Annotated in this window: 1 protein-coding gene; it reads right to left on the reverse strand. The window is 72.0% G+C overall.

Annotation, left to right across the window (positions count from 1 at the left end; translation table 11 throughout):
* A partial coding sequence (locus SLW52_RS21025) for an amino acid adenylation domain-containing protein (RefSeq protein ID WP_320741229.1) occupies positions 1–2,703 on the reverse strand: 2,703 nt, incomplete at both ends.

Here is a 2,703-nt window from a genome sequence, read left to right on the forward strand (position 1 = left end):
CAGCAGCCAGGCGTCCTCGTCCTGTGGCGGCGTCTGCGGCACCACGTAGGCCGCCAGGAACGGCTCGGCATCGGCGGGCGCGCGCAGCGTCACCGCCGCCTCGCGCACGTCCTCCAGCGCTATCAGCTGAGCCTCGATCTCACCCAACTCCACGCGGTGCCCGCGGAGCTTCACCTGCGCATCGCAGCGGCCCACGTACAGCAATTCGCCGCTGTCCAGCCAGCGCACCAGGTCGCCGGTACGGTAGACACGCTCGCCCTCGGCCAGCGTCACGAAGCGCTCGGCGGTCAGTTCCTCGCGGCCCAGGTAGCCGCGGCTCACGCCGTCGCCGCCGATCAGCAGCTCGCCCTGCACGCCGATGGCCACCGGCCGCAGCGCGGCGTCGACCACGTGCAGGCGGGTGTTGGCCACCGGCCGCCCGATGGTGACCGCCCGGCCGCCGCCCAACGGCGCCGACGTGGACCAGATCGTGGTTTCGGTGGGGCCGTACAGGTTCACCAGCCGCGCCCGGGTGTGCTGCTCCAGCCGCTCCACCAGCGGTGCCGGGCAGGCCTCGCCTCCCACCATCAGCAGCCGCAGCCCCGCCAGCGCCTGGCAGAACTCCGGCAGCTCCATGTACATGCGCAGCAACGAGGGCGTGCACTGCAGGTGGGTCACCTGGTGCTGCGCCATCAGCGCCGCGAACGCATGGCCCGGCTCGGCATGCCGCTGATGGTCGCCCACCACCACGGTGAAGCCCTGCGCCAGCGGGCACAACAACTCCAGGATGGAGATGTCGAACGAACAGGCCGTGACCGCCAGCCACACGCCCTGCTCCAGGTCCAGGCACTGGCGCATGGCCGCGTGGAAGTTGGCCAGTTGGCGGTGCTCGACCATCACGCCCTTCGGACGGCCGGTCGACCCGGAGGTGTAGATCACGTAGGCCAGGTCGCTGCCTTGCGGCTGTACCGCGGCGTGTGCGGCATCGGCATCGGCTTCAACAACGGGCACATCCTCCACCAGCATCACGTCCACGCTCGCCGACAGCGCGGCCACCTGCCCGGCCAGCCCGGCCTCGGTCAGCACCAACTGCAGGCCGCTGTCCTCCAGCACATACGCCAGGCGCGCGGCCGGGTAGCCCGGATCCAGGGGCACATAGGCCGCGCCTGCGCGATGGATGCCCAGCAACGCCACCGGCAGGTCCACGCTGCGCGGCAGGTACACCCCGACCAGGCTGCCCGCGCCGATGCCACGTCCGCGCAGCCGCTGCGCCAGGCCATCGGCACGCGCCAGCAGCGTCCGGTAGTCCAGCCGCGTGCGGCCATCGGCCACCGCCGTCGCCTCCGGCGTGCGCCGCGTCTGCGCGGCGATCAGCGCCGGCAGCGGTGCCTCCGCCACCGCCAGCGCGGTGGCGTTCCAATGCGCCAGCTGCGCCCGGTCCGCGGCGGTGAGCGTGGACAGCGCCGACAGCGGCTGCCCGTCGTCGGCCACCACCGCCAGCGCCAGCTCGCGCAGGCCGGCGGCCAGGCGCGCCACCGTGGCCGCGTCGAACAAGGCGCTGGCATAGCTCCACTGCAACGTCAGCGCCGCCTCACGCTCCTGCACCGTCAGCTCCAGGTCGAAGCGCACGTTGTGGGTGCGCGTCAGCAACGGCTCCACCTGCAGCCCGTCCAGTTGCAGGCGCTGCTGCTCGTAGTTCTGGAACGCCAGGAACACCTGGATCAACGGCGCGTGGCTCAGGTTGCGCTCGACCTGCAGCGTCTCCACCAGCAGCTCGAACGGCACGTCCTGATGGGCGAACACCTCCGCCGCCTGCGCCTTATGCGTTTCCAGCACAGTGGCGAAGGTCGCCTCCCAGGCCAGCACGTGGCGGAACACCAGCGTATTGGCGAAAAAGCCGATCAGCGCGCCGGTACCCGGCTGGTTGCGGCCGGCCGCCGGCACGCCCAGCACGATGTCGTGCTGTCCGGAGTGCTTGCCCAGCAGCACAGCCAGCAGGGCCTTGACCAGCACGAACATCGTGCAGCCGTGCCGCTGCGCCAGGCGCTGCAGCCCCGCATGCAGCTCGCCATCGAGCACTTGCTGATGCACCGCGCCACGGTGATCCGGCTGCGGCGGCCGCGGCCGGTCCAACGGCAGCCCGTGCACCGTGGGCACACCGGCCAGCGCCTGGCGCCAGTAGTCCAGTTGCGGCCCCAGCACCGCCTCGCCCAACGCGCTCTGCTGCCACGCGGCGAAGTCGCCGTACTGGAACGGCAGCGGCGGCAAGGCGGCGCTGCGTCCCTGGCGCAGCGCGGCGTACAGCGCCATGAACTCGCGCGTCAGGATGGTCATCGACGTGCCGTCGGTGGCCAGGTGGTGGATGGTCAACAGCACGGCGTGGGAGGTCGGGCCCAGCACCAGCAGGCGCGCGGCCATCGGGCCGGCGCGGGCGAGGTCGAAGTCGCGGCGCGCTTCGGCGTCCATCAACTCCTGCAGCGCCTGTTCCTGCGCCTGCGCCGGCAGCGCCGACAGATCGCGCCGTTCCAGCGCCACCGGCAAGGACGGCTGCACGCATTGCCGCGCGCCCTCGACATCCTCGATGAAGGTGCTGCGCAGGATCGCGTGGCGCTGCACCACCGCGTCCAGCGCCCCGGCCAGCGCCGCCAGGTCCAGTTGGCCGTCCAGCCGCAGCGCCGCACGCAGGTTGTACTGCGCGCCGCCGCCTTCCAACTGACTCAGGAA

The sequence above is a fragment of the Xanthomonas sp. LF02-5 genome, from assembly GCF_034105325.1.
GTDB classification, from domain to species: domain Bacteria; phylum Pseudomonadota; class Gammaproteobacteria; order Xanthomonadales; family Xanthomonadaceae; genus Xanthomonas_A; species Xanthomonas_A sontii.